The organism is Frankia canadensis (assembly GCF_900197875.1).
Taxonomy (GTDB): domain Bacteria; phylum Actinomycetota; class Actinomycetes; order Frankiales; family Frankiaceae; genus Frankia; species Frankia canadensis.
Genome location: NZ_FZMO01000543.1, coordinates 1 through 19987, shown reverse-complemented (window position 1 = coordinate 19987; position 19987 = coordinate 1). Strand labels below are relative to the sequence as shown.

The 19987-nt window shown below is 73.5% G+C and carries 19 protein-coding genes and 1 tRNA gene; 8 read left to right on the top strand and 12 right to left on the bottom strand.

The features are described from left to right. The first annotated feature begins 47 nt into the window (after positions 1 to 47). Positions 48 to 1337, top strand: a complete 1290-nt coding sequence (tyrS, locus tag C1A33_RS30510) for a tyrosine--tRNA ligase (RefSeq protein WP_101835663.1) — start codon at positions 48 to 50, stop codon at positions 1335 to 1337. A gap of 159 nt (positions 1338 to 1496) precedes the next feature. Here tyrS and C1A33_RS30505 read toward each other — a convergent pair whose 3' ends face one another. Then, positions 1497 to 2408 carry a glycosyltransferase family 2 protein gene (locus C1A33_RS30505; protein ID WP_101835662.1) on the bottom strand — a complete coding sequence of 304 codons (912 nt, stop codon included), beginning with the start codon at positions 2406 to 2408 and terminating at the stop codon, positions 1497 to 1499. Positions 2409 to 2511: 103 nt separating this feature from the next. Continuing rightward, a complete protein-coding gene (locus C1A33_RS30500; RefSeq protein ID WP_101835660.1) occupies positions 2512 to 3783 on the bottom strand; it encodes a glycosyltransferase family 2 protein in 1272 nt (423 codons plus the stop codon). Between the two features lie 132 nt (positions 3784 to 3915). Here C1A33_RS30500 and C1A33_RS30495 point away from each other — a divergent pair, with 132 nt between their 5' ends. Continuing rightward, entirely contained in the window at positions 3916 to 5178 is a 1263-nt protein-coding gene (locus C1A33_RS30495) for a glycosyltransferase (RefSeq protein WP_101835658.1), read from the top strand. Positions 5179 to 5241: 63 nt separating this feature from the next. Here C1A33_RS30495 and pth read toward each other — a convergent pair whose 3' ends face one another. The 9 genes from pth to C1A33_RS30450 form a co-directional block, all read right to left on the bottom strand. After that, positions 5242 to 5835 carry an aminoacyl-tRNA hydrolase gene (pth, locus tag C1A33_RS30490; protein ID WP_101835679.1) on the bottom strand — a complete coding sequence of 198 codons (594 nt, stop codon included), beginning with the start codon at positions 5833 to 5835 and terminating at the stop codon, positions 5242 to 5244. A 176-nt stretch (positions 5836 to 6011) separates the two neighbouring features. Further along, entirely contained in the window at positions 6012 to 6638 is a 627-nt protein-coding gene (locus C1A33_RS30485; RefSeq protein ID WP_101835657.1) for a 50S ribosomal protein L25/general stress protein Ctc, read from the bottom strand. Between the two features lie 225 nt (positions 6639 to 6863). Next, positions 6864 to 7451 carry an alkaline shock response membrane anchor protein AmaP gene (locus C1A33_RS30480; protein WP_101835677.1) on the bottom strand — a complete coding sequence of 196 codons (588 nt, stop codon included), beginning with the start codon at positions 7449 to 7451 and terminating at the stop codon, positions 6864 to 6866. Next, positions 7448 to 8218 carry a DUF6286 domain-containing protein gene (locus tag C1A33_RS30475; protein ID WP_133150882.1) on the bottom strand — a complete coding sequence of 257 codons (771 nt, stop codon included), beginning with the start codon at positions 8216 to 8218 and terminating at the stop codon, positions 7448 to 7450. The genes C1A33_RS30480 and C1A33_RS30475 overlap by 4 nt, the downstream gene beginning before the upstream one ends. Before the next feature lie 35 nt (positions 8219 to 8253). Beyond that, entirely contained in the window at positions 8254 to 8697 is a 444-nt protein-coding gene (locus C1A33_RS30470) for an Asp23/Gls24 family envelope stress response protein (protein WP_101835653.1), read from the bottom strand. Then, entirely contained in the window at positions 8694 to 8882 is a 189-nt protein-coding gene (locus C1A33_RS30465; protein WP_101835651.1) for a DUF2273 domain-containing protein, read from the bottom strand. The genes C1A33_RS30470 and C1A33_RS30465 overlap by 4 nt, the downstream gene beginning before the upstream one ends. A gap of 132 nt (positions 8883 to 9014) precedes the next feature. Further along, positions 9015 to 9452 carry a GTP-binding protein gene (locus C1A33_RS30460; protein ID WP_101835649.1) on the bottom strand — a complete coding sequence of 146 codons (438 nt, stop codon included), beginning with the start codon at positions 9450 to 9452 and terminating at the stop codon, positions 9015 to 9017. Next, entirely contained in the window at positions 9449 to 9814 is a 366-nt protein-coding gene (locus C1A33_RS30455; RefSeq protein WP_101835647.1) for a hypothetical protein, read from the bottom strand. Before C1A33_RS30455 ends, C1A33_RS30460 begins: the two co-directional genes overlap by 4 nt. Continuing rightward, positions 9811 to 10347, bottom strand: coding sequence for an Asp23/Gls24 family envelope stress response protein (locus C1A33_RS30450; protein ID WP_101835645.1), 537 nt, complete (start codon positions 10345 to 10347; stop codon positions 9811 to 9813). The genes C1A33_RS30455 and C1A33_RS30450 overlap by 4 nt, the downstream gene beginning before the upstream one ends. A 464-nt stretch (positions 10348 to 10811) precedes the next feature. Here C1A33_RS30450 and C1A33_RS30445 point away from each other — a divergent pair, with 464 nt between their 5' ends. Then, positions 10812 to 11972 carry a 4-(cytidine 5'-diphospho)-2-C-methyl-D-erythritol kinase gene (locus tag C1A33_RS30445; RefSeq protein WP_101835643.1) on the top strand — a complete coding sequence of 387 codons (1161 nt, stop codon included), beginning with the start codon at positions 10812 to 10814 and terminating at the stop codon, positions 11970 to 11972. Positions 11973 to 12021: 49 nt separating this feature from the next. Next, entirely contained in the window at positions 12022 to 13869 is a 1848-nt protein-coding gene (locus C1A33_RS30440; RefSeq protein ID WP_101835641.1) for an ABC-F family ATP-binding cassette domain-containing protein, read from the top strand. A gap of 33 nt (positions 13870 to 13902) precedes the next feature. On the opposite strand, the gene C1A33_RS30435 is transcribed toward C1A33_RS30440, so the two are convergent. Next, positions 13903 to 14949, bottom strand: a complete 1047-nt coding sequence (locus tag C1A33_RS30435) for an acyl-CoA desaturase (protein ID WP_423748169.1) — start codon at positions 14947 to 14949, stop codon at positions 13903 to 13905. A 583-nt stretch (positions 14950 to 15532) separates the two neighbouring features. Between C1A33_RS30435 and C1A33_RS30430 the strand changes: the two genes are divergently transcribed. The 4 genes from C1A33_RS30430 (at position 15533) to C1A33_RS30415 (ending at position 19842) form a co-directional block, all read left to right on the top strand. After that, positions 15533 to 15604, top strand: a tRNA-Gln gene (locus C1A33_RS30430). 445 nt (positions 15605 to 16049) lie between these two features. After that, positions 16050 to 17600 (top strand): bifunctional UDP-N-acetylglucosamine diphosphorylase/glucosamine-1-phosphate N-acetyltransferase GlmU, encoded by a 1551-nt coding sequence (glmU, locus tag C1A33_RS30425; protein ID WP_243408091.1) that lies wholly within the window; start codon positions 16050 to 16052, stop codon positions 17598 to 17600. A gap of 198 nt (positions 17601 to 17798) precedes the next feature. Beyond that, positions 17799 to 18773, top strand: coding sequence for a ribose-phosphate diphosphokinase (locus tag C1A33_RS30420; protein ID WP_101835637.1), 975 nt, complete (start codon positions 17799 to 17801; stop codon positions 18771 to 18773). Positions 18774 to 18816: 43 nt separating this feature from the next. Next, entirely contained in the window at positions 18817 to 19842 is a 1026-nt protein-coding gene (locus C1A33_RS30415; protein WP_101835635.1) for a tryptophan--tRNA ligase, read from the top strand. Positions 19843 to 19987: the final 145 nt, after the last annotated feature.

Sequence of the window (19987 nt, the reverse complement as noted above, 5' to 3'; positions counted from 1 at the left end):
GCCCGCACCGGCGGGGGCCGTTCCCGCACCACTCCTAACATGGCGTCATGACACACGCGCTCCTGGACGAGCTGTCCTGGCGTGGGCTGATCCACGACAGTACCGATCCCGCCGAGTTGCGGGACCATCTCGACAGCGGCGGGCGGCGCTGCTACATCGGCTTCGACCCGACCGCTCCGTCGCTGACCATCGGCAATCTGCTGCCGATCACGCTGCTGATCCGCGCCGCCCGGGCGGGCGTCGGCACCGTCGTCCTGTTCGGCGGTGGCACCGGGCTGATCGGTGACCCGTCCGGCAAGTCGGTCGAGCGCAGCCTGCTCACCACCGAGGACGTGCGGGCCAACGTCGCCCACCACCGCGAGATCATGGAGACGATCTTCACCCGGGCGCTCGGCCCCGACCAGCTCCCGACGTTCGTCGACAACGCCAACTGGCTCGGCGGCCTCGGCATGATCGAGTTCCTGCGGGACGTGGGCAAGCACTTCCCGGTCACCGAGATGATCCGCCGGGACTCGGTCCGCCGCCGCCTCGACGACCCCGATGTCGGCCTGACCTACACCGAGTTCAGCTACTCGCTGCTCCAGGCGTACGACTACCGCCGCCTGTGCGAGGACCACGGCGTGACGCTGCAGATGGGCGCGTCGGACCAGTGGGGCAACATCGTCGCCGGGATCGACCACGTCCGACGGGTGCTGCGCACCCAGGTGCACGGGCTGACCTGCCCACTGCTGCTGCGCTCCGACGGCACCAAGTTCGGCAAGTCCGAGAAGGGCGCGGTGTGGCTGACGGCGGACCGCACGTCCCCGTACACGCTCTACCAGTTCCTGATCAACCTGTCGGACGAGGACGCACGCCGGTTCGCGCTGTTCTTCTCGCTCACCGAGCGCGGGCCGCTGGAGCGGCTGCTCGCCGAGCATGGCGAGGCGCCGGGCCGCCGGGCCCTGCAGCGTCACCTCGCCCGCGAGATCACCGCGCTGGTGCACGGCCAGCCGGCGGTCGACGCGGCCGAGGCGGCGTCGGCGGCGCTGTTCAGCGGCGACGTGCGGGCGATCGGAGCGGACCTGCTCGGCGACGTGTTCGCCGACGTCCCGACGATCATTGAGACGGTGGAGCTGCTGCGCAAGGACGGCGGCTGGCCCGTCGTCGACCTGCTGCTCGCCACCGGCCTCGCCACCAGCCGGCGCGACGCCAGGGAGCACCTCGGCAACAAGGCCGTGCTGGTCAACGGCGACCGCGTCGACGCCGAGGCGACCGTCGTCGAGAAGGACCTGCTCCACGGCTCGGTGATCCTGGTGCGCCGTGGGAAGCGCGAATGGCGGGTGGCTCGCTTCGCCTGAGCGGAGCGGGCCCGGCCCGTCCGCGCGGGGCCAGCGCGGGCGCAGGCCCCGCGCGGTCACGCGGTGCGGACCGCGGAGCGGATCACGCGGGGCGGATCACGCGGGGCGGGGCGGTGTCCTGGCCCGCCCGTCGCGCCGCCCTGCCGGAGGTTCCGCCGGTCAGGGGGCGGGCGGCCCGGTCAGCAGGCCCTTGATGTAGGCGGCGTGCTCGTCGGCGGTGGCCTTCTGGCCGCGGGCGCGGGAGAGCACGGTGCGCCCGGCGTAGCCGGCGACCAGCATCGAGCGCATCACGTTCACCCGGCTCGGGGCGTTGTGCTTGCGCAGGTAGCGGACCATCGAGGCACCGCGCATCTGGAGCATCCAGGTCTTGCCGGCGCCGCTGCCGCCGGCGCCATGCGGCACGAGCAGGTCGGTGTGCAGCTTCTGGCGCAGGCCCGCCTCGCGGATCGCCCGGCCGAGCGCCATGTCCTCGTTGTAGACGAAGAACGTCTCGTCGAAGGCGCCGAGCTCGAGGAACGTCGAACGGCGCACCGCCATGCAGGCGCCGGTCAGCCACTCGGGGCTCATCGGGCGACCCGGGACCGGACGGGCGAACAGCGCCGAGTTCGGCGCCACCTTGTGCGCGCCCAGGACGTGCAGCAGCACCCGGCGGGGCGTCGGCTCCCACCCGCCGTTGCCGAGCTCCGGCCGGCCGTCGTGACCCTTCATCGTCGCCGCGCTGGTCACCAGCTCCTGGTCGGCGAGCAGGTCATCCACGAGGATGTCGATGACCTCGACGGTGGGGCGGCTGTCCGGGTTGCCGAGGACGATGAATTCGTACCGGGACGAGCGGATGCCCATGTTGGCGGCCTTGGCGAAGCCCTTGCCACCGCCCGAGTCCAGGTAGCGGCTGTTCGGCCGGTCGGCGAGCAGCTCGTCGACGCGGTCGACGCCGCTCGCGTTGTCGACCACCACCACCGGCATGTCCACCGGCAGGGTCGCGAACAACCCCTCCAGCTGCTCGCGGCTGTGGTAGCTGACCAGCACGAGCTCGTACTGCCAGGTGGAACGCTTGGGTTCCTCGTCGGGCACGGCGGCGCGCTCCTGTTCTGCCTACCGCGCGGCGGCCCCCGCCCCCGCGCTGACGTTCGATACCGCCGCGGACCTGGACTGCCCGCGCCGGCGACCTGCTGGCTCAGCCCCCGGTGGAGCTCAGCGCCCCGGACGGCGACGACGCGGCGGGCGGCTCGCCGCCACCCGCCTGCGCTCCGCCCTCGGCACCCGCGCTCCCGGCACCGGTGCCCACCGCTCCCGCGGCGGCCACGGTCCCCGCAACCGCCTGCCGCTCCGGCTTCGGCCACACGGCCGGGCGGTCGTGCGCCAGGAAGCGGCGCACGCCACCGAGCGCGACGGCCTGCAGGAAGAACACCTGGGCGACGAGGCGGGTCGGGCCGGGCGGGGTGCGGCCGGTGAGCAGCGCGGCCGTGCTCGCGGCGCCGACCGCGTTGCCCGCCAGGAAGACCCGGGCGGCCCAGCTGTGCCGCGCCGCCGGAACCGCTATCCCGACGAGCACGACGTGCGCCATCGGCCCGAACGACGAGCGGACCAGCCGGTGCCCCCACAGCTGCGGGGTGACCGGCAGCGCGCCCGGCACCAGCGTCGCCCGCCGCCGCCAGAGCATGTCCAGGTTCCCCGCGACGATCCGGGTCCGCCGCTCCCACTCGCCGTTGTAGTCGGGCGCCGCCTGCTCGATCGAGTAGGCCGCGGGCTCGTAGACGACCCGCAGGCCGCCCTCGAGGACGTCTAGCGCGAGCCACGCGTCGTCCACGGCGGTGTCGCCGGGCAGCGGCCGGAACGCCGCGCGGCGGAACGCCAGCATCTCGCCGACCACGCCGATGGTCGCGCCGGTCGCGGACTCGCAGCGCTTGAGCCACGACTCGAACTTCCAGTAGAAGCCCTGGGCGCCGTCCGGGTCGTCGACCTGCTTCTCGCCGGCGACCGCGCCGACCGTCTCGTCGGTGAAGTGGCGTGCGGCGGCCCGCAGCGCACCGGGGGCCAGCACCGCGTTGGCGTCGGTGAGGACGACGACGTCATGGGAGGCGGCGGCCACCCCTCGGTTGACCGCGCGCGCCTTGCCCAGCCGCTCACCGGACGACAGCACCCGCACGCCCGGCCGGCGCGAGGCCTCGGCCGTGTCGGGGTCGTCCGCCACGACGATGATCTCCATCGTGCCGGGATAGTCCGTACCCTGCAGTTCGTCCAGCTTCGTGCCGATGACCGCCGCCTCCCGGTACGCGGAGACGACGACGCTGAGCGCCGGCCAGACGTCCGGGTCCGGCGGGGTCGACGTCTCCAGCCCACGGCTGCGCAGCCCGATGTAGACCGGATACAGAACGTGACCGTAAACGGTGGCGGCTCCGAGCGCCGCGACCGCGGCTCCTCGACCGATGGTCCGGACACCTGTCATGACAACAACCGTAGCGTTCCGGTGGACGGTCCCGGCCAACGGCTCCGGGCGCGTGACCGGGTTGTCCCTTCCCCGTGTGCGGGGTGACCCTCCCCCGGTCGGGGGCTATCGCAGGCCGTTACAGTGGGACCGGTGAGCGACTCCACACGCTGGATCGTCGTGGTCGAGGAACCCTTCCTCCCGGCGGATGCCGGCGGTCGGGTGGAGACATTCAGCTTCCTCACCGCGGCGGCCGCGGCCGGCATCCGGATGCAGATCCTCGTGCCCGCGCGCGAGGAACTCGACATCTCCGCCTACGAGGAGGCCGTCCCCGGCTCGGCCGTCATTCGGCTACACCGCGACGACAGCCCCCGCTCACACCTGACGCTCAGGCCGTTCATGCACGCGTCCCGGCCGGTCGGCCCGCTGCGCCGTGCCCTGGAGGCCACCCCGCCGCGCGCCGACGCCGTGATCAGCTACAGCTGCCGGTCCTCGCACCTCGGCGAGGAGATCGCCCGGATCTGGAAGCTGCCGCACCTCGTGCGCGCGCACAACGTCGACTCGGAGTTCTTCCGGGTGCTGGCACGCTCGAGCTCCGGCCCACGCGCGGTGGCCTACGAGATGGAGTACCACAAGCTCCGCCTCGCCGAGCAGGAGCTGCACCACTCGCCGCTGGTCACCTGCATCGCCGACATCTCCCTCGAGGACCACGAGTGGCGACGTGCCCGGGCAAGCGTGCCGACGTTCCACCTGCCGCCGTTCCTGCCGGTTGGCGCGCTGCGGGCCGGCTCGCCGGACAGCGCCGCCGCCGCGAGCCTGACGCCCGCCGGTGCCGGCTCGGCCGCCGGCCAGCCAACCGCCGCCCTCCCCGGCGGGGTCGGCGATCCGGCGGCCGACCAGCGGCTCGTCTTCGTCGGCTCGCTGGACACCTCGACGAACATCGAGGCGCTGCGCTGGTTCCTCGGCGGCTGCTGGCCGACGATCCGGGTCCGCCATCCCCGCGCGACGTTCCAGGTCGTGGGCCGGCGCCCGGAGGACGGCCTGGCCGCGTGGCTCGCCGGCTTCGACGGCGTCGAGCTGCACACCGACGTCCCGAGCGTCGCCGGGTACCTCGCCGCGGCTAGCCTGTCGGTGAACCCGATGCGCTCCGGCTCCGGGGTGAACATCAAGGCCATCGAGGCGATGGCGAGCGGCACGCCGGTGGTGAGCACGCCGACCGGCAGCCGCGGCCTGGGCTGGACCGCCGGGACCCATCTCCTCGTCGCCGACGAGCCGGGCGCGTTCGCCGCCGCCGCCTGCGAACTGCTGGCCGACCCGGCGCGGGCCGCCGAGATCGGCGCCGCCGGCCGTGCCTACGTCCTGCACGAGCTCGACCACGCCGCGCTCATCCGCGAGATCCAGAAGCACCTGTCCTGACCCGCGCTGGCCGGCCCAGTCAAAGCCGGCCGCTCCGCGGGCGTGGGGCACACGCCGCGGGCCTCAGAGCAGCGCGTGATAACGGTTCTGGGCCGGCTCCAGGCCGTCGGTGATGAGCATCTCGACCGAGTCGGCGGCGTGCTCCAGCAGGAGCGGCAGTTCCCTGCGCTCGGTGGTTCCGAAGTCGCGCAGCACGAAGTCGGCCGGATCCATCCGGCCGGGGGGCCGGCCGATGCCGACCCGCACCCGCAGGTAGTCGCGGCTGCCCAGCGCCGACGAGATAGACCGCAGGCCGTTGTGGCCGTTGTCGCCGCCGCCGCGCTTGAGCCGCACGGCGCCGAACGGGATGTCCAGCTCGTCGTGCACTACGACGATCCGCGACACATCGATCTTGTAGAACGTGCGCACCGCGCCGACCGGCCCGCCGGAGAGGTTCATGAACGACAGCGGCCGGGCTAGGACGGCCCGGGCGCCGGCCAGGCGGACCTCGGCGACATCCGCCCGCGACCGGTGCGACTTCAGCCTCGACCCGGCCCGCTCGGCGAGCAGGTCGACGACCATGAAACCGGCGTTGTGCCGGTTGCCGGCGTAGTTCGGCCCAGGATTACCCAGTCCAACGACGAGCCATGGCCCGTCGTCGGTGGGGATGTTCGTCATCGCCTGCCCACCCACGCTCGCCTGTTCATCCGCGCACCATCGTCCGCGCGGCACGCGGCCGTCCTCCACCGCGTGCCGTCTTCCTCAACCGCGCATCATCACACAATGGCGCCGAATCGGTCTCGGTGGCGCCGGGCGACGTGGACGAGGGTGCCGACGGAGAGAGCCGTCCGCGCTCAGGCGGACGCGCTCGCCGCGCCGACGCCCTCGGCCTTCTCAGCCGGCGTCTCGCCGAGCTCGGCCTCGACCTGCGCGGTGGTCCGCTTGGCCAGGCACTGCACGACGACGAGATCGGGATCGGCGTCGAGCTCGGCACCCGACGGCAGCGGCAGCTGACGGGCGAGCACGCTCGTGCCCGGCTCCAGGCCGGTGATATCGACGTCGATCGGGCCCGGCAGCCGCGCGGCGTCGGCCTTCACCGCGACGGTGGTGACCTGCTGGTCGACCAGGGTGTCCGGGTGCGGCTCACCGATCACCTGCACCGGGATGTCGGCGACGACCTTCTCGCCGCGGACGACGAGCACCAGGTCGATGTGCTCGTAGCTGCCCTTGATCGGGTGCCGCTGGACGTCCTTCGCGAGCGCGAGCTCGGTGCCGTCGGCGAGCTCGAGCGTCAGCAGGACGTTCGTGCCGGCATCTGTCTTGAAGGCGTGCAGCAGGTCGTGCGCGGGAAGCGCGATGTGGCGCGGCGGCTTGCCGTGACCGTAGAGAACGGCCGGGACCTTGCCGGCGCGGCGCGTGCGACGAGCACCGCCCTTACCGAACTCGGTACGCGGCTCCGCGGCGATGCGGACCTCGGACATGGCGACGCTCATCCTTCCAGAAGTGGGATTCCTTCGCCGGAGGGCGGACGGACCACCGCGGCGCGGTCCTTCACAGTACCGGACTCCTCGCCGTCGGGCGGCACCGCCCCGATCTGTCAAGACCCGTGGCGTCGCGAGCCGCGACCACAACCCCGCCCACACCGCCGCCCACACCGCCGCCCACACCGCCGCCGCGGCGAGGCCGGGGACCGCGTCCCGGCGTGTTCACCGCACGCGCGACACGCGTCCTCGCCGTCGTGGCGCCCCGATGTCCACCTCGCACCGCAGGTCGGAGCGGCCGACCGCCACCCGGGCGCGGTCCAGCACCGGTCCGACCGAGGCGGCGGCGACGCCGGGCACGTCGGCGCCCCGGCGCACGGTCACGGCGATCGCCAGCGCGGGATCGCGCCGGTCGCGCACCCGCGTCCGGCAGTCGGCAGCCCCGCCGACCGCGGCGACGTCGGCCGAGACCGCGTCGGTCAGCGCGTCCGCCGGCATCTGCACGACGCCGAGCTCGTCCGCCACCAGCGCGAACCCGCGGACCCGGCCGCCCCTCGGCCGCCGGGCCAGCCAGCCCAGGGCGAGCAGGGCGACCAGCCCGCAGCCGACCCCGACGGCCGGCCAGAACCAGCCCTCGCGGGCGGCGAACCGGCGCAGGGCCGGATCGAGCACGGCCCGCCGGGACGCGTCCCCGCCGAGGACCCCCGCCCCGGCCAGCAACGCGACCACCCCGGCGGCGACGAGCAGCAGGCCGAGGACCAGGAGCAGCACCCGTTCGCCCCGGCCAGCCGACGGCCCGCGCCGCGTGCTCACGACCGCCCGCCCGTCGCGCCCGGAGATCCCCGGCGCCCGGCCGGGGAGGCGTCCCGCCGGCCGGACGGCGAGGCTTCCCAACCGCCGGACGCGCTGCCGTCCCGCCCGTCCGGATCAGCCCGGCCGGCCCCGGCTGGCGGGCCGCCATACCCGACCGGACCGCGCCAGCCGGCGGAAGGTCCATCACCGGCCGGCCGATCCTGCCCGGCCCGAGTGGGCGAGTCCCGCCCGGGCCGGCCATCCACCCGGACCATCAGGCTCGGCGGGTGGACGAGCCCGAAGGCGTCGAGTTCCCGCTGCAGGGCAGCCGTCGCCCGCTGCGCCGCACCGCCGGCGGCCCGCTCGCGCAACCGAAGCCGCGCCTGCGCGGTACTCCGGCCGACCCGCACCCGTGCCCCGTCCACGCCGTCGACATCGAGCGCGCTGGCCCGCAGGGCGCGCGCGAGGCCCCGCCGGTCCACGTACACGCCCGCGCGCGGACGGCTCCAGCGGGCGGGCAGCCGATCGGGCGTGCCGCGCAGCAGGGCGAGGCCTACCAGGCTCAGCCCGAGCAGCACGGCGACGGCCGCACCCACCCGCGCCGAGCGCGCCGACCAGGCCGTGCGCCCCAGCGTGCCAGCCCAGGACGGCCAGTCGACGATCACGTACCCGGCACCGGCCGCCGCGGTGACGATCTCGATGACGGCGATGATCCCGGCGGCGGCGATCAGGCCGGCGAGCACCCACGCGGCGAGGCGCTGCCCCGCGCGCACGACCTTTTCCCCCATCGGACCGTCACCCCCGTCACCTCCGTCGGCGGACCTCACACCTGGCCCTCATCCCCCGTTCCACCCATCCCATGCACGTCCCGTGTCCGATCGAGCACACTGGGACTGGATCCGTCGCCGACGCGCAGCGCGGGCACCGCGATGTCGAGACGAGCCACCCGGATCCCGGCGAAGGCCGCGACCCGCTCGCGCACGGCCACGCGGACCCGGCCGGTGATCTCGTCCACGGACGCGGGGTAGCGCACGGCGAACGCCATGGTCAGCCGCGCCTCGCCGCCCCGCACCCGGGCGGTGGCCCGGGGCCGGCGACCCCAGGCGCGCGAGCCACCCAACCGGCGCGGCGCCCCGGCCACCCCGAACACCTCCGCGGCCGCCGTGACCGCGATCTTCTCCACCACCCGGTCGGCGACCCGCAACGACCCCGCGCCGGCCGGGCTGTGCCGCACCACCGCCGCGTCCGGCCCGGCGTGGCTCCTCACCGCCGACTCCGGCGTCGATCACCGCCCACGTACCGGGTGACGTCCAGGTCGCCGTCGATGACCTTGCCGACGACCAGGCCGATCGCGCCGAAGACCAGCACGATGAGGAACTCGCCGAAGCCACCGAAGGCCAGGGCAAGCCCGGCGATCAGCCCGGTCAGAAGGCCGACTGCTGACGCTCGCATGGTTGACGCCCCTTCCGCTTTCCGTAGTCCGCCCGGGCGGGTGACGCGGGTCGCGTCCCAGGATGGCCAGGGCAGGGCGCGATGATCACATGCCTCGCGCGTGGCGGGGACGTGCGAGAGCGGGATGTCGGCTCAGCGAACTCGAGGACCACACCTGGCTGGATCGCCACCCGTCCTCGGCGCCCCACCGCGCCAGCCCCCCACCAGCCGATCCCACCGCTGGCGGTACCAGCCACCCCGATGCCCATCGGTATCGCCCCGGCCGCGAAGGAGCCGGCCCAGCAGCGCCGCCCGACCGGCGAGCCGGGCGGCCACCGAGCGCCGCCGATACGCCGTCGGCCCGGACCCGGGCCGGGTCGCCGGCCCGGCCGGGCCGACCGGGCGGCCGTCGCCCACGTCCGCCCAGACACGCAGACCCTTGGCGAACAGCACGGGGTCGCCGCCCACGTCGGGATGGTGCGCCCGGATGAAGGCCCGCCGCTGCTCGCGCCGCCGGGCCGCGGCCGCCTCGCCCCCGGCCGGGCGCGCCCGCTCCCCGGCGACCGGACTGTCCGCCGACCGGCGGCTCATGATGACCCGTCCGGGCCAGGCACGAGATCGCCGATGAGGACGTCGACCCGTGGGCAGCCGGGTGCCGCGGCCAGGACCGCCTCCCGGACCCGCTCGGCGAGGCCGGCGAGGCGCTCCCCGAAGTGGCACTCGACCTGCACGGCGATGCCGTCGGGGCGTACCCGCACGCCCTCGACGCGGCGACCGGGCAGGTAGGTCGCCACCTCCGCCGCGGCGGCGGGCGCCGGGTGCGGTCGGACGGGTGCGGGCGTCGCCACCAACCGGGCCACTCCGGCACACGCCAGCGCCGCGCGGGCCACCTCGTCCGGGTCCCAGGGCAGCCAGGTCGCGTGGTCCCCGCCACCCGTACGGGCCGGGCTCATTCGACTCGCCGCGACTCTTCCTCGCCGTCCTCGCCGATGTAGACGTCGTCGACCGCGATGTTGACCTCGGTGACCTCCAGGCCGGTCATTCCCTCCACGGAGGACACGACGTTGCCGCGGATCGACTGGGAGAGGTCCACGATCGAGACCCCGTAGTCGCACACCACGTCCAGGTCGACGGCGGCCTGCCGTTCGCCGACCTCGACCGCGACGCCCCGGGCGACGCTGGACGAGGCGCCAGGAATGCGCGCCTTCATCGAGTTGATGGCGCGGCCACCGCCCGTGCCGAGCGTGTGCACGCCGTCCACCTCGCGCGCGGCCACGCCGGCGATCTTGCGGACGACCGCGTCCGAGATCGAGGTCCGCCCTCTGCTCGTGAGCAGGTCGGTGGCGCCGTGGCGCTCGGCGACGGCAGTGCCCCCGCCGCCCGCGGAAGTGGCGGAATCCGCCGACCAGGTGCCGCCAGCGGTCTGGCGGGACGTTCTGGTGCCGGTGCTGCCAGCGGCGCTACCGCCGCCGGTGGTCGTAGTCATGGTGTCTCCTCCCTCACCGGGTCGATCTCCCGGCCCGGGCACTCGATGCCCCCGCCCGCGACGAACCCGTGCGTGCGACGAACCCGTGCGTGGGCAGGCTCACGCGTCACCGGCCCGTGCACCCGGCCACCCGCTCACAGCGCCGTGGACAGGACCACCCGGGCCGTGGTCGGCCGGTCGCGGTCGGCGGCTGGCCCCTCCCGCCATGTACCCCGCGGGTGCACGGCCATACGCCCCATCGCCGTGGATAGGTTGGATCCGGCTGACCGCGCCGCCCGCTCGGGCCAGGTCATCCGCGCACGAGCGAGCCCGCCCGGCCGGGACAGCGTGACCACCGGAACAGACAGGCCTCGCCCGTTCGCGCCAGACTGGCCCGCGCGGACCACCGGTCCTCGTGAGTCCGACGGACTCGTGCGTCCAACCCAACCCGTGAACCTGAGTGAGTCCGAGCGAAGGAGCCTCCGCTGCCTCGATCCCACCCGGGTCCGCGCCACGTCGCGGGAGCCGGTTCCGCTACCGTCACCGTCCGGGCGCCGGCCAAGGTCAATCTTCATCTCGGCGTCGGTCCGCTGCGCCCGGACGGCTACCACGATGTGATCACCGTTCTCCAGGCCGTCTCGCTGTTCGACGATCTCATCGCCACCGCGCCGGACGCGGCCGCGCTGGATGGCGGCCCGGCGCCCGCGGGCGGGAGCTCCGAAGGCCCGCACGGGCCACCGGCGGACGGCCATCCTGACGGCCGGGCCAGCCTCGGTCCCGACGGCGACGGCGACGGCGACGGCGACGGTATCGTCGTGACCGTCGAGGTGACCGGCGAGGGGGCCGATCCGGCCGCGCACGGGCCGGCGACCACCACGCCCGACGTGTCCATCGTCCCGACCGGCATGGACAACATCGCCGTGCGTGCCGCGCATCTCGTCGCCGAAGCCGCGGGGATCACGTCCGCGCGGGTGCACCTCGCGCTGACCAAGGGCATCCCGGTCGCCGCGGGGATGGCCGGCGGCAGCGCGGACGCGGCGGCGGCGCTCGTCGCCTGCGACGCGCTGTGGCAGACCGGCCTGGACCGGGCCACCCTGGCGGAGCTCGCCGCGCGACTCGGCAGCGACGTCCCGTTCCCGCTGACCGGCGGCACCGCGCTCGGCACCGGCAGGGGCGAACGGCTGACCGACGTGCTGGCGACGGGCGAGTACCACTGGGTGTTCGCGCTCGCCGACGGCGGCCTGTCCACCCCGGCCGTCTACGCCGAGTTCGACAAGCTCGCCGAGGGACGCCTGCGCACCGGCCCCACCCCGGCGGACGACGTCCTCGCGGCACTGCGCACCGGTGATCCGGCGCAGCTCGGCGCGGCCCTGGTCAACGATCTGCAGCCCGCGGCGCTGCGGCTACGCCCTGCGCTGCGCCGGGTCCTGGAGACCGGCCGCGAGCTCGGCGCCGTCGGGGCGATCGTGAGCGGCTCCGGGCCCACCTGCGCGTTCCTCGCCGCGGGTGCCAGCGAGAGCGTCGACCTCGCCGCGAGCCTGGCCGGCATGGGTGTGACCCGGGCCGTGCGTCGCGCCTCGGGTCCGGCCGCCGGCGCCCGGGTCGTGGAGGGGGCCGCGACGGAAGGGGTTCCGGGGCCCGCGTGACCCCGGCGGCCGGTCTGGCGGCAGGCCCGGCCCGACTACGCTGGACGTGATGGCACATCTTCTCGGGGGCGAGTCCCTCCACCTGGAGTACCCGACCAGGGTCGTGTTCGACGCGGTGACGATCGGGGTGAACGAGGGCGACCGGATCGGCATCGTCGGCCGCAATGGTGACGGAAAGTCATCGCTGTTGGGGATGCTGTCGGGCCGGATCGAGCCCGACGCGGGACGGGTGACACGTCGCGGCGGGGTGCGGACGGGCGCGCTCGACCAGGCCGACACCTTGGACGATGCCTCGACGGTGGGGGACACGATCATCGGTGACCGCCCCGAGCACGAGTGGGCCGGCGATCCGAAGGTGCGTGACGTGATCGCCGGCCTGGTGCCCGACATCGGGTGGGACACCCGGATCGCCACGCTCAGTGGCGGTCAGCGCCGCCGGGTGGCGCTGGCCGCGCTGCTCGTCGGCGAGTGGGACGTCATCGTTCTCGACGAGCCGACCAACCACCTCGACGTCGAAGGCATCACCTGGCTCGCGGCGCACCTGCGCGGACGGTGGTCCCGGGGCGCGGGCGGCCTGCTGGTCGTCACGCACGACCGCTGGTTCCTCGACGAGGTCGCGACGACGACCTGGGAGGTCCACGATCGGATCGTCGAGCCGTTCGAGGGCGGCTACGCCGCCTACGTGCTCCAACGGGTCGAGCGCGACCGGCAGGCCGCGGCCGCCGAGGCGAAGCGGCAGAACCTCATGCACAAGGAGCTGGCCTGGCTGCGGCGCGGCGCCCCCGCCCGCACCTCCAAGCCGAAGTTCCGCATCGAGGCCGCCAACCAGCTCATCCAGGACGTCCCGCCGCCCCGCAACCGGCTGGAGCTGGCCCGGATGGCGACCGCGCGGCTCGGCAAGGACGTCATCGACCTGCTGGACGCGGGGGTGTCGTTCGACGGGCGCGAGGTGCTGCGCGACGTCGAGTGGCGGATCGCGCCGGGCGAGCGCACGGCGATCCTCGGCGCGAACGGCGCGGGCAAGTCGACCCTGCTCGGGCTCGTCGCCGGCACTGTCGCACCCACGGCGGGCCGGGTGAAGCAGGGCAAGACCGTCCGGCTGGCCGTGCTCGACCAGCAGTTCCGCGAGCTCGACGACATCGCGGGCGACCGGGTGCGCGACGTGCTGGCCCGCACCCGCACGACCTACGTGGTCGACGGCCGGGAGCTGACCCCGGCGCAGCTCCTCGAGCGCCTCGGCTTCGCCCGCGAGCACCTCTCGGCTCGGGTCAGCGACCTGTCCGGCGGGCAGAAGCGCCGGTTGCAGCTGCTGCTGGTGCTGCTGTCCGAACCCAACGTCCTCATCCTCGACGAGCCGTCGAACGACGTCGACACCGACATGCTCGCCGCGATGGAGGACCTGCTCGACTCCTGGCCGGGCACGCTCATCGTCGTCTCGCACGACCGCTACCTGGTGGAACGCGTCACCGACCAGCAGTACGCGATCATCGACGGCCGGCTGCGCCATCTGCCCGGCGGCGTGGACGAGTACCTGCGGCTGCGCGGGACGGCCTCCTCGACGAGCCGGGGCACGGCCGACGCCCGAGGCGGAGGCGGTGCAGGCGCCAGAACGGGGTCGGACGCCCGAGGAGCGGCGGGGCCGAACGCCGACACGTCGGCCTCCGCACCACGTCCGTCCGCCGCCGAGGAACGCGCCGCGCGCAAGGAGCTCAGCGCGACGGAACGCAAGCTCGACCGGCTCTCTGAGCGCATCGCCGCCATCCACGAGCGGATGGCGGCCCACGACCAGAGCGACTACACGGGGCTCGGCCGGCTCACCGACGAACTCCGGGAGGCCGAGGCGCAGACCTCGGCCCTGGAGGCACGCTGGTTCGAGCTCACCGAGATCGCCGGCTGACGCCGCGCGCAACGGCCATGCCGCGCGTAGCGGCTACGCCGCGGGTTCGGCAGCCGCAGCGGGTTGGGCGGTGATCCGCTTGGCGGCGAGGCGCGCCGGGTCCGGCCAGCGCACGTCCCGCACCAGGCGCAGCGTCTCCATCAGCTTGATCAGATAGAAGCTGGTGTCGATCTGCCACGGACGTACCCCGTGGCGGGCCGACGTCGGCTCGGCGTGGTGCAGGTTGTGCCAGGACTCGCCCATGGACAGCAGCGCGAGGGGCCACACGTTCGTCGACCGGTCGCGGCTGCGGTACGGCCGGGAACCGAGAACGTGGCAGATGCTGTTCACCGACCAGGTGACGTGGTGCAGCACCGCGACCCGCACCAGGCTCGCCCAGAAGAACGCCTGCGCCGCGGCCTCGAACGAGCCGCCCCACAGCCCGCCGATGAGCGCGGGCGCGGCCAGGCTGACGAACGCGCAGAGCCCGAACGAGTGGCTGACCCGGACGATGTCCGGATCATCCAGCAGGTCCGGGGCGAACCGGCGCTGATCGGTCTGCTCCAGGTCGAACAGCCAGCCGACGTGCGCGTGGTAAAGACCCTTGAGCATGGACCAGGTGCCGGGACCGTAGCGCCACGGCGAGTGCGGATCGCCCTCGGCGTCGCTGAACGCGTGATGGCGGCGGTGGTCGGCGACCCAGCGGATCACCGGCCCCTCGATCGCCATGTTGCCGGCCACCGCCAGGGCGATCCGCACCGGTCGCGACGTCCGGAAGCCGCGATGCGTCAGATAGCGGTGGAATCCGACGGTCACCCCGTGGCCGCTGATCGCGTAGAAGACCGCGGCAAGGATGACGTCCCGCCAGGAGATCCATCGACCCCACAGGGCCGGGATCGCGGCCACGAGCGCGGCGAGCGGGACGACGATCACCAGGAGCAGGATGACCTGCTCGGCCCGGGCCTTGGCCATCGAGCGCGGCCGGGTGGCCTTACCGGTGTTGGCGGGATCCGCGCGGCGCGCGGCCCGGTTCCCGTCGGGTCCCCGGGCGTCATCCGGCGCCCGATTATCACCCTGGGTCACCGTGTCGGTTGCGGTCATCGCCTCGTCCCGTCCATCGCGGCAGGTCCCGCCATTGTGGCGGGTTCACTGCACCGGCACTCCATCGGTCACGGTAGCCCGCCGATATGACAACAGTCCCCATCACCGACGTCCACCGCGCAAACGGCCCACACCCCCGCGCGCTCACCGAGCGGTCCCGTGCTCGCCGAGGGGGCCGCGCGCCTGCCGGCCGCCCGACGACCCCCGGTCACCACCAGCGGCCCCCTGCCGAGCAACGGCGCCGCCCGACTGGAGATCCGCCCAGCCGGAGATCCGCCCGGCAGACGCGGACCAACCCGCAGACGCGCTCCGGCGGCCACGGAACCGCGATCGGTGCCCACCGGACCGGCCACATGTACGGACCCGAACCACCACACCGTGGAACTACGCCTGGACGGGACACCCGCCCCGCCATCGACACCCGCTGGCGCCACCCCGTAGGCAGGCGCCCAGATGTGCTCTCTCCAGCGGGACCGCCGCGCGGGCGAGGCACGGCAGCGCGAGGGCGGCAGCGATGACGGCTGGGCCGACTTTTATCGTCCGCGCCACCCGCGATGGTAGAGTTGCCATGTTTTCCCCGCGGTCCGCCGTAGTGTAATCGGCAGCACAGGAGATTTTGGTTCTCTTAGTCCACGTTCGAGTCGTGGCGGCGGAGCACAGCCGGAGTACTACCAGTAATACCATCACAAAAAATTGGCGGGAAGTATCGCCGCGCCGGTCAGGCCGCCGGATCCACGAATTCCGCCGCCCGCGCCCAGGCGGTTCCCATCCACGTCGCCCGTGTGCCCGGCACCCACTACATTGCGGATCCCCACCGCGGACCGGATGGCGCATCCGCCCGGCACTCGGGTCGCACACCGCGGAGGCGGACCACCGATGACCCGCCGGCACGGAGACCCGGACAGGCAGACCCAGACGGCGAACGTCGCCTCCCCGTGAGCCACCGGAACGTCGCGGTACTGTGGTCCCCGTCGCCCCATCGCCGTGCCGATCACAGACCGTGCCGATCGAAGATCGTGCCGATCAGAGACCCGGGAGATCGCGTGACCTCACCACGTCCGGCGGCCGTCATCATCCTGGCAGCGGGCGAGGGTAAGCGGATGCGCTCGGCTACGCCGAAGGTGCTGCACCGCGTCGCGGGGCGCGCGCTGCTCGGGCACGTCCTGCAGGCCACCGCCGCCCTCGCCGCCACCCGGACCGCCGTCGTCATCGGCCACGGCCGGGAGCAGGTCACGGCCATGCTCGCCGAGCAGGCGCCCATGGCGGTCACCGCCGTGCAGAACCGCCAGCTCGGCACGGGTCACGCCGTGCGGGTCGCGCTCGGCGCGCTCGACGGCCTCGCGGAGCGGGACACGGTGATCGTGCTGCCGGGTGACACCCCACTGCTCACCGGGGCGACGCTCGCCGCCCTCGCCGAGCACCACGACGCCACCGACGCCGCCGCGACCGTGCTGACCGCCGTCCTCGACGACGCCACCGGCTACGGCCGGGTCGTGCGGGACGGTGACGGAGGGGTGCGGGCGATCGTCGAGCACCGCGACGCCGACGCAGCGACCGCGGCCATCCGCGAGATCAACACCGGCGTCTACGCCTTCCGCGCCGGTTCGCTCCAGGCCGCTCTGGCCCGTCTGACCAGGGACAACGCCCAGGGCGAGGAGTACCTGACGGACGTCGTCGCCCTGTTGGTCGGCGACGGCGAGCCGGTGGCGGCCCGCAGCGTCGCCGACCCGGCCGAGGCGGCCGGCGTCAACGACCGGGTCCAGCTCGCCGCCGCCGGCCGGGCCCTGCGCGACCGGGTCGTCGAGGCCGCGATGCGTGGCGGCACCACGATCATCGATCCGGCGACCACCTGGATCGACGCGGATGTCACCCTCGAGCCGGACACGACGATCGCTCCGCACACCTCCCTGCACGGCCGCACCCACGTCGCCCGCGGGGCGACGGTCGGCCCCGAGTGCACTCTCACCGACACCGTCGTCGGCCCCGGCGCGACCGTCATCCGCACCACCGCCGAGCGTGCCGAGATCGGCGCCGACGCCACCGTCGGCCCCTACAGCCATCTGCGCCCCGGCACCCGGCTCGGCCGCGCTGGCAAGATCGGGGCCTTCGTGGAGACGAAGTCCGCCGAGCTCGGTGAGGAGACGAAGGTCCCCCATCTGGCCTACGTCGGCGACGCGGTCGTCGGCGACCGCAGCAACATCGGTTGCACCTCGGTGTTCGTGAACTACGACGGCGTCGCCAAGCACCGCACGATCATCGGCTCGGATGTCCGCATCGGCAGCGACACGATGCTCGTCGCCCCCGTGACCGTCGGAGACGGTGCCTACACGGGCGCCGGCGCCGTCATCCGCGAGGACGTGCCGCCCGGGGCACTGGCCATCCGGGAGGGCCGTCAGCGCGTCATCGAGGACTGGGTGGCCCGACGCCGCCCTGGCTCCCCCGCCGACCAGGCGGCCTCGGCGGCCTCGGCGGCCGGGGCGCCCACCGTCGCCGCACCCGCACCCGCGGCTGGTTCGCGACCGACCGTGCCGGAATCGCCGCGGCCGGCGGACCTACCCGCTGCGGACCGTGATTCCGCCGGTGACTTGGCGCACACCAGGCTGCCCGAGCCCGGCATCGCTGGCGTTCCGGGCGCCGGAAGCAGAACGTAGAAGGGTCGGCCTCCAACCTTCTGACCAGCGAGGGGATGCTCACGGCCTGGGCTGCGTCCGGTCACCCACGCCGGCGCGCTAATCAGCGCGGCACCGGGTACCACCCGGATACGCCCTCGGCTGCCGGCCGCGCGAACAGCCGGGCCGGCGCATCGCGCACAGCAGTCTGATCATCCTTCACGCCCGAGGAGACACGCGGTGGCCTACCAGACCGAGAACCGGCGGAACCTGATGCTGTTCTCCGGGCGTTCCCACCCGGCGCTGGCAGCCGAGGTAGCGGCCGAGCTCGACGTCACGCCGGTGCCGACCAACGCCTACGAGTTCGCCAGCGGCGAGATCTTCGTGCGTTTCGAGGAGTCGGTCCGCGGCTGCGACGCGTTCGTCCTGCAGTGCCACTCGGCGCCGGTGAACACCTGGCTGATGGAACAGCTGATCATGGTGGACGCGCTGAAGCGGGCGAGCGCGAAGCGCATCACCGTCGTCGCGCCGTTCTACCCGTACGCGCGCCAGGACAAGAAGCACCGCGGCCGGGAGCCGATCTCCGCTCGGCTCGTCGCCGACCTGTTCAAGACCGCCGGCGCCCACCGCCTCATGTCCGTCGACCTGCACACCGCGCAGATCCAGGGCTTCTTCGACGGCCCCGTGGACCATCTGTTCGCGCTGCCGCTGCTGGCGGACTACATCGAGAACAAGCTCGACACCTCCGAGGTCACCGTCGTCGCGCCGGACTCGGGCCGGGTGCGGGTGGCCGAGCGCTGGACCGACCGGCTGGGCTGCCCGCTGGCGATCATCCACAAGCGGCGTGACCCGGATGTCCCGAACCAGGTCAAGATGTTCGACGTCGTCGGCGAGGTCCGCGGCCGTACCTGCGTCATCGTCGACGACATGATCGACACCGCCGGCACGATCACCAAGGCCGCGGAGTCGCTCAAGGCGCACGGCGCCGCGGATGTCATCGCCGCCGCCACCCACGGGGTGCTGTCCGGTCCGGCGGCCGACCGGCTGAAGAACTCGGAGATCAGCGAGGTCGTGCTCACCAACACCCTGCCGCTGTCGAGCGAGGCCCGCATCGACAAGATCACCGAGCTGTCGATCGCCCCGCTGCTCGCCGCCGCGATCAAGGCGGTCTTCGAGGACGGCTCGGTGACCGGTCTGTTCGGCGGCGACGCCTGAGGCAGCGGCGGCGGCACCCGCGACGTCCGTAGACTGCGCATCCATGGCAGCGGAGCAGCGCAAGGTGGCGCTCACCGGGATCAAGCCGACCGGTGAGCCGCACCTCGGGAACTACATCGGAGCGATCCGGCCCTCGCTGGAGCTCACCTCGACCTACGAGTCGATCTACTTCATCGCGGACTACCACGCCCTGACCTCGATCCGTGATCGCGTGGAGCTGGCGACGTACACCCGGTCGGTGGCGGCCACCTGGATCGCGCTGGGCCTGGATCCGGCCCGCACGATCTTCTACCGCCAGTCCGATGTTCCCGAGATCTTCGAGCTGTCGTGGGTGCTGTCCTGCGTCACCGCCAAGGGTCTGATGAACCGGGCCCACGCCTACAAGGCCGCACGAGACCGCAACGCCGAGTCCGGAGCAACGGACCTGGACGCCGGCGTCAACATGGGGCTTTTCAACTACCCCATTCTCATGGCCGTCGATATTCTCATCATGAACACCGACGTCGTGCCGGTCGGGCAGGACCAGACGCAGCACGTGGAATACGCTGCGGACATCGCCGGTACGTTCAACCACCTCTACGGAGACAGCTTCAGCCTGACGGTTCCGAAGGGCATCTATCCCGCCGGTGTCTCGGCGAAGGCGCTGCCCGGTGTCGACGGCCGCAAGATGAGCAAGTCCTACCGGAACACCATTCCGCTGTTCGCCCCGGAAAAGCAGCTGCGCAAGCTCGTTCGCGGCATCGTGAGCGACAGCACCCCGGTGGAGGGCCCGAAGGACCCCGACACCTCGGCGGCCTTCGCGCTCTACGAGAACTTCGCCACACCGGAGGAGGTCAAGGACATGCGGGCCCGCCTGGAGCAGGGCGGCACCGGCTGGGGTGAGCTGAAGAACGCCCTGTTCGAGGCCGTCAGCTCCTGGCTGTCCCCGCTGCGCGAGCGCTACGACGAGCTGGTCGCCCCCGGGAGCGAGCTGGATGTGATCCTCGCCACCGGCGCCGAGCAGGCGCGCGACCGAGCCCGCCCGGTCCTGACCGGCGTCCGCCGCGCGATCGGCATCGCCACCAGCTGATCCCGGCCCGCCGCGCGTCTCGCCCGCAGTGACCCGCCGACCCGAGCCGCCGGCCCGATTGCCGATGGTGCGTGCTCAGACCGCCGCCGCAGCCCGCGGTCATGTCCTGCGGCGGGTGGGTGGGGGCTGACCGTAGGGGTTGCGG